The sequence below is a fragment of the Alphaproteobacteria bacterium genome, assembly GCA_030680745.1.
GTDB lineage: Bacteria > Pseudomonadota > Alphaproteobacteria > JAUXUR01 > JAUXUR01 > JAUXUR01.
The window spans coordinates 1-7,901 of the sequence record JAUXUR010000061.1; the positions used below are offsets into that span (position 1 = coordinate 1).

At 31.2% G+C, this 7,901-nt stretch carries 5 protein-coding genes; 3 read left to right on the forward strand and 2 right to left on the reverse strand.

The annotated features are described in order from the left end of the window. A partial coding sequence (locus Q8L85_07090) for a transposase (protein ID MDP1724452.1) occupies window positions 1-952 on the reverse strand: 952 nt, incomplete at its 3' end. Between the two features lie 727 nt (window positions 953-1,679). On the opposite strand from Q8L85_07090, the gene Q8L85_07095 reads away from it, so the two are divergent. The 3 genes from Q8L85_07095 to Q8L85_07105 all read left to right on the forward strand — a co-directional run bounded on the left by Q8L85_07095 (window position 1,680) and on the right by Q8L85_07105 (window position 5,010). Beyond that, a protein-coding gene (locus tag Q8L85_07095; GenBank protein ID MDP1724453.1) for an IS5 family transposase occupies window positions 1,680-2,500 on the forward strand; the annotation gives its coding sequence in 2 pieces (ribosomal slippage) (window positions 1,680-2,067 and window positions 2,067-2,500; 822 coding nt in all). A gap of 87 nt (window positions 2,501-2,587) precedes the next feature. Next, window positions 2,588-3,124, forward strand: a complete 537-nt coding sequence (locus tag Q8L85_07100; protein MDP1724454.1) for a hypothetical protein — start codon at window positions 2,588-2,590, stop codon at window positions 3,122-3,124. Between the two features lie 572 nt (window positions 3,125-3,696). Continuing rightward, on the forward strand, window positions 3,697-5,010 hold the full coding sequence (locus Q8L85_07105; GenBank protein ID MDP1724455.1) for a hypothetical protein: 1,314 nt from the start codon (window positions 3,697-3,699) through the stop codon (window positions 5,008-5,010). Window positions 5,011-5,121: 111 nt separating this feature from the next. On the opposite strand, the gene Q8L85_07110 is transcribed toward Q8L85_07105, so the two are convergent. Next, entirely contained in the window at window positions 5,122-7,254 is a 2,133-nt protein-coding gene (locus Q8L85_07110) for a leucine-rich repeat domain-containing protein (GenBank protein ID MDP1724456.1), read from the reverse strand. Between the last annotated feature and the right edge of the window lie 647 nt (window positions 7,255-7,901).

Consider the following 7,901-nt stretch of genomic DNA (forward strand, 5'->3'; position numbering starts at 1 on the left):
ACTTAAAAAAAGATTCGATTGACCAACGCCAATAATACCAAAGAGCAATATCAGCCATACAAACTTCTTTAACATTCGTTACTAAATACCACCATGCTAATACTTTACCTTCTTTTTCCACTCTACTTACAATCAAACGACATTTGACTGCTTCCCCTTTGATTTTATGCCGTTTTCCATCCACTTTTTTCTTAGGTTGTGATTCACGCGTTATCGTAATTTCAGCTTCTGATAAAAACTGTTCGGCCTTCTGTCCTTTGTAATTAATCATTCGTGAATGCGTAAAGATTAATTGCTCAGCAAGTTTATCCACACGTAATGATGTACCTTGATAACTAATACAACTATTGCTTCGCGACCGTAACAACCATTTTTTATCGTCAAGAATTCGCATCAATTGAACGGAATCGCCTTCTCTATCCACAATATGTACTAAGGGTTTTTTAAATCCAAGCGTTTCAATGTAATCTACTCGCTTAGCTAATTCTTCTAAATGTGTTTCATCCAAATTACTCTCTTTTTGATAAGTACTTAGAACCTCTGTTTTTGTCACCACATTTAATGCAATCGGTGCGATAGGGCAGCCATTTTTATCATTTAATAATAAACTGGCTTGTAACTCATAGCCCAATTCTTTTTCATGATGGACGCCAAATCGGTCTTTTTTATTCGTATGTTTTTTATAAATTAAACCACTCCAATCGTGAGCAATAAGATTATAGTTGACACATAATTGCTCTGATTGATTTAAGGCAGAATCTTTTATAGGCTTTATTAATTCTGTTAATTCACAACGTTCGTTATTAAAAAAACGCCAAGCAGCTTGGGTTTGATTAAACGCTTCATTCCCCTCTAATGTACTCTTTATACCTGCTGTTAATAAGTTATTGATACTCATGTGTGATTTCACTAATTGATGATAACGACGTACAAGTCGAGATTCTAAGTCCATTTATATTACCTAAGAAATTAAAGATCACATATTAAACATTAATTCCTCTTATTTGTGTAGATACCTATGGTGGTTAGAGGAAGGATACGCGGATTATGTTGGCAAAGGAGGGCATTTTGATTTTGACGAAAATCAACAATTACTTGCCTCAGGAAGTTCTCTTATGGATTATCAAAAAAGTGGGGTCTATCGACGGTTTCATTTAGAAGTTTTTTTTCTTATTCATAAGAAAGGTCTAACTGTGGAACAGATTTATGCGAACCCACCAAATGAAGAGGAATTAATCAGCGAAATAAAGAGTTACTCCAAATAAAATTGAGAACAATGTTTTATAAATTTGTTTGTTTAATATCTCATAAGATTTTAATGCATTGTAATTTTACTTAACCTGAGTTCGGGATTAACTTGTGGTTAATCTTAGGAAGCTCAACATGATTCGTCATCGCGAGCCACTTTAGTGGCGTGGCGATCTAAAAAAATAGCGATTTTATAGATTGCCGCGCGCTTTCAGCGCTCGCAAAGATGCTGTTTTTATGGTTTTTAAAAAAATTTAATCCCGACTTGAGGTTACTTAGATAGGACATTATATGTATTCAGTGTTTTTTGAATCAATTTTAATAGAACTAGCAATCGCTGCACCTGTTGGTCCAATTGGAATGTTATGTATTAGAGCTCTTGCATAACCGCTTGAAATGATTAAACTTCAATCATTTTTAGAGAGATTGAAATGAAGTTTGATCAAGTAAAAGAAGAGTCAGAAGAAAATTTTCGTAGATTAACGGGAGTCAAACGTAAAACATTTGAAGAGATGCTAAAAATATTAAGTGAAGCAGAAACCAAAATAAAAACCCATGGAGGAAAGCCAAATAAATTGATAATGGAAAACAGGTTGCTTATGACATTAGAATATTTACGAGAATATAGGACATATTTTCATATATCGCGTAGTTATGGAATAAGTGAAAGTACATGTTATAGAAATATACGCTGGGTTGAAGATACACTTATAAAAGATAAAAAATTTTCACTACTAGGTCGTAAGGCACTACTTAAAAGTAATATTGAATATGAGGTTGTGTTGATTGATGCAACTGAAACACCAATTGAACGTCCAAAAAAAAACAAAAACACTATTATTCTGGAAAAAAGAAAAAACATACATTAAAGACACAGCTTATAGTAGATAAGAAGACCAAAGAAATAATTTGCACAAATTTTTCAAATGGAAAGCGCCATGATTTTAGGTTATTTAAAGAATCTGGCGTTCATATCCATCCAAAGACAAAAACCCTCACAGATACAGGCTACCAAGGAATACAAAAGTTGCACAAAAATTCAGATTTACCAAAGAAAAAAACAAAAAAAAAGGCGCTAACAAAGCAAGACAAAAAGAAAAATCGTGAATTATCCAGTGAACGTGTTTTAAATGAAAATGTCATCGGAATGGTTAAAAGATTTAAAATTATTGCTGATCGTTATAGAAAAAGAAGAAAACGATTTGGATTAAGATTCAACTTAATTGCTGGTATTTATAATTTTGAACTTTAATCCGGTTATGCAAGAGCTCTATTAAAAAAACGCTTGAAATAGGCTTCATTGAGGCTCTTTTTTTAGAAAAAGAAATAAGGCGTTAATATGAATAAAATTGCACCTAAATCTGCACAACACATTTACTTTACAAAAATAAACTCAGATAAAGTCCTTAAGCTTGAAAGTGATATTGCTTATTTTTATGGTGTAGAAGACCGAAAACCTGTTGCTCAGCATTATATGCAAGCGATCAAGATTTTAGAGACTGAAGGTGCAACATCTGATAAAAAAGTTTTACGAGATAAAATGCTTCCCGACCTTGAGAAAGCTTACGGAGAAGTCAAAAAGCAAACATCCCTTCGTTTTGATCCTCAAAAAGCAGCAGCTCATGAGTTTGATTTAATTTTAGTGCAAAGTCAAAGAGCCACTTTTGAAGATATCTATGAGATTATGGTTAAGCTTTATAAAGAAATGTTTCAATCAGAGAACAGTATTGTTCAAAAAGCAGCACTTCTCCGAACTTTTTTATATCAATATAAAATCCGCCTCTTATCCTTAGATGATCATTTGTCTGATGCCGATATTCACCTTTTAATGGATATCGCTAAAAGAAGTGAGGAAGAGCTTAATAGATTGAGGTAAATTAAGGAAGAATGATGACAAAAATTATATTTGTACTTGGAAATAGTGGATGTATAAGAAAGGACAGATGCGTACTTACAGCAATATATTTAGCTTGCTATTGCTAATTAGATGATCGGCTTGATCTTTCCGATTCTTCTTTATTCCTTTTTTACATTTTGGATCGCGGAAATTATATCTACAACGTCTACAATAATTGTTTTTCTTACTTTCAAAAAAGAGCTCAAACTTAATCGCTTTAGCTCTTTTTTTTTATGTTTTTTAAGATTGATAATGTTAAATGGATCTGGGTGATTCGTTTTGGGTCTTTTTTTATTATCTTTTTACTTTACTAACGCAAGAAAAAGTGTTAATTCTGTGGTGTAATTTTAATACTATGTAGTGAGATTTGCTGGGTAGTAGATTAAGATTTTTTTTGTATTAGAATCTATAGTGAAGAAATTTTAAATTAAGACAAGTAACGATAAAAATAGATTAAAGTTATTTTGCTGCAGTACCTATCTAAGTTAAGTTTGTATATTATAAATTACATATCGAGTGTTATTAATCCTAATTAAAGCTAAAGGTTTTCGATGAAAAAGTTTTTTCACATCATTTTTTTTCTAGTTTTTTCAATTAAATCTGCTGCTTCAGCTGATGGGGATAACATTTACATTGAAAACGATCCTTCTGAACAAAAAAATGAAAATAAATCATGTGATTTATATACAATTGATCAACTTAGAAAAATTTTTGATAATAGAAAAGACAAGGACATATGTGATGTATTTATTGAATATGGAAATCATGCCACCGACGTAACACAGAGGGAGAAATCATTTTTATGCATATGGAACGAATATGAGAAATGTTTGTTAGATATGTCACCTTTAGTGCAATTAGGTCTAAAGTTGATTCGAAATTTCAACCAGAGAGAAATTCGTAGTTTGATAGCACCTTGTGTGACAGAGGATTCAAATTCATATTCTAATGAAGATATAAATCTACTTTTCGATCTTTCAAAGGATGAACAAAGTGATAGGTATACATATTACATAGCACAATCGATTTTAGATTTTTTTATAAAAAATAATTATATAAATTACTATTATAGTAATAATAATTTAAATATTGTTGTTAATAAAGCAATCAATATGATGTTTGATTTAGCACTTAAGGGAGACGATTTTAAATTTCAATTCAGCGCCGTTAAACTTTTGTTGGACACAACTAAAGAATTTAACAAAGAGCAGCAGAAGGATTTGCGGCAAGGGTTATCGGTAGCGGCTAGCCATTTGATTAAAAAATTTATTCTTTTTTTTAAAGATCCATCACAACAATCTAGTATAGATGAATCAAAAAAAATTTTTAATGTTCGGTATGATGATATTGGTATATCATTGTCACTTTTGGAATGTGATGAATTATACGCAAAAATAAGTCCCAAATTATTATTGTTATACTGTAAAAATTTAAAAAATGAGTATTGCAAATATTATTTAGCAAATAATCTTCTGTTTTATATGGCATGTTTGAAAGAAAATAGGCGTATAAATGATGATTATCTAATTGATACTGGATTTTATTTTCAAAGCGCAGTGAATATAATTCTTGAATTGGCGAGAAATGCAAGCAATTTAGATTGCAAATATGAAGCTTTTAAAAGATTGCAAAAATTAACGAATCAAATTAAGGATGTTAAATTTCGTAATAAATTAATTCAAGAAGTTTATGAAATTGCTTTAGGTTTGAAGGATGAAATACCCAATCAATTTTCTGTTGATGATTCGTTAATTCAAGAATTTTCTGCTGATCTTGATAGAATTGTTAATCTTGCTAAAGGTAATTGGTTACATCTTATGCAACTTCTATCTATTGATTTGAATGTCTTGATTGAAGTAGCTTAATATTTTTTAGACACACAGTAGGGTTCATGTCTTTCAAATCCCTTTTAATAACTTATTTCATTTTGTTTTGTCGATAATCTTAATCTTTTTTAATTTTTTTGGTTATCATGATTAAAGTAAGATTAAAATATTTTTGCTCTTCAGATTTTTTTTCATAGCTATTAAAAATGAATGTCGAATTGTTTTGGACGTGATACCAAGCTCCTTCAAATTCTTCAAATGCAAGCTATCGGCAATAGCAATAACACTTGAATTAGTAATGTTATTATAATTAAGAGTCAGCTTTCTTAAATTTCTTAAATACATGCTTTCAGCAATGGCTATAACACCAATATCACTCATTTTATTATTGTCGAGATTAAGCACTTGTAAATGGCTCATATATGGACTTGTAGCAATCGCTTGAGCGCCTGCATCATGAATTGTATTATTGTAGAGAAGAAGCTCCCTTAAATGGCTCATATATGGACTTGTGGCAATCGCTTGAGCGCCTGCATCACCCATTTTATTAACTCCAACATCAAGTTTTCTCAGATTAGCCATATGCGGACTTGTAGCAATCGCTTGAGCGCTTGCATCACCCATTTGATTATCCCAGAGAATAAGCTTATTCAAATTAGCCATATACGGACTTGTAGCAATCGCTTGAGCGCCTGTATCACCTATTTTATTAAGTCCAAGATTAAGTTTTCTGAGATTAGCCATATGCGGACTTGTAGCAATCGCTTGAGCCCCAGCATCATGAATAAGGTTACCTCTGAGATTAAGATCAGTCAGATTAGCCATATATGGGCTTGCAGAAATAGCTTGAGCGCCTGTATCACCAATTCCATTGCCCCAGAGATTAAGCTTAATCAGATTAGGCATATACGGGCTTGCAGCAATCGCTTGAGCGCCTTCAGCGCCAATTTTATTGAACCCAAGATCAAGTTTTCTCAAATGAGCCATATACATACTTGTAGCAATCGCTTGAGCCCCTATAAGACCAATTTTATTACCCCGGAGATTAAGCTTTCTTAAATGAGTGATATATGGACTTGTCGTAATAGAGTGTGCCCCTGCATCATGAATAAGATTATCCCTGAGATTAAGTTCAGTCAGATTAGCCATATGCGGACTTGTAGCAATAGTTTGAGCTCCTGCATCATGAATAATGTTACCCCAGAGATTAAGCTCAGTCAGATTAGCCATATACGGGCTTATAGCAATAGATTGAGCCCCTGCATCACCAATTTGATTATTGCTAAGATTAAGCTTTCTCAAATTGGCCATATGCGGACTTGTAGCAATAGCTTGAGCGCCTTCAGCCCCAATGATATTCACACCAAGATTAAGCTCTCTCAAATTAGCCATATGAGAGCTTCTAGCAATAATTTTAGCGCCGTCAGCGCGAATTATATTATTCTCAACGGCACTCATAGAATTACCCACAATATGAAGCGTTTCCAAATTCTTCATATTCTCGCTTTCAGCAATAACGGCCAAACCTTCAACGTCAATTAAACATTTCTGTAAACTAAGTAATCTTATGTTATAAAAAGATTTACATAGTGAAATAAGATCGTTTTTTGATAGAGGAATATCACTTATATGCAATTCTTTAATAAAAGGAAATTTTTTTCCTAGGGCATTCCATTCTTTTTCGGTTTGAGGCTTAATTTCCAATTTTAATTTCAAAGCATTGTGGTTTTCTAAAAAACCTTTTCTAGTCGAAAGTTCAATTTCTTTTTTCAGTAAAACAGATGAATTTTCACGATAAACGACTTCTTTTGGCAGTAGGCTTGCATAGATATTCTTGGACATAAGGGAGAATTTTTTTTGATCATCTGTGGGAAGGAAATTTGTAATGTGTACTATTAATTCAGCAGGTAAATTATCAAGAGAATAAATAGGGCGATCTGCAGACACATTTCCCTCAAGGTTTTGTGAAGCTTCTGAATAATGACTAATAGGTTCCTCTGATATACTTACATTTCCTATATCTGAATTCAGACGTCGTCTCTTAACGGGTTCTTCTCTTCCATCACCATTTTCGTAAAGTGCGCTTATGGGGCGTTTTTTTGCCTTATGGGAATTTACTTCTTCTAACTCTTCAGGATCCTTTTTTTCAATGTCCTCAGGCTGGGAGGAAAATGACATATCTACATCTTCATCTTCTTCAGATCCCTCAAGAGGATTCCATGAATGAGAGGGCGATGAAAGTAAAAAAGAAACAAGAAAAAGAAATGATAATATTCTATACACAACAAACCCGCTAAAATTTTAATAATAAATATATTTTAAATTAATTCTAAGTAAAAATCAATAAAATTATTATAACTATACATAAAATGTATTATGTAATAAAAAAATATATATAAAAATTAAAGATGTTTAAAATATTATTTTCTAAATTAATTTTCATGAGTTGAAGAAAACGCAGATTGTTGTTGACTATTACTTTTTAATTGTATTTTTTACGTTTATTTACTATATTCCGCAGTGATATTTTTCTGGATTAGCTCTTTTTTATGTCGTTAATTTAAGAGTTTTTGCAATAAAACTTTTCCATAAAAATTTTAATCTAAGTGTTTTTCACGTATATATTTGTTTGAATAATTTTATTAATGTATACACAACAAAGTTTGTTTTATAAAAGTAATATATTTAATAAAAAGATGTATTTTTGTTTTATAAAATTAATCTATAAAATGAATTTATTATTAATAAAATATTAATTGTTTTTTGATAAAATAAAATTAAATATACAAAACCATAGTACACGACACTTTTAACCAATTAAATCTATAACAAATGCTAGCAAAAAATTAACATAATTACATCGATTTATTTTTTCAAATGAAATATTATTTTTTATAAAATCAATACCATAAGTAAATAAAGAATATAAT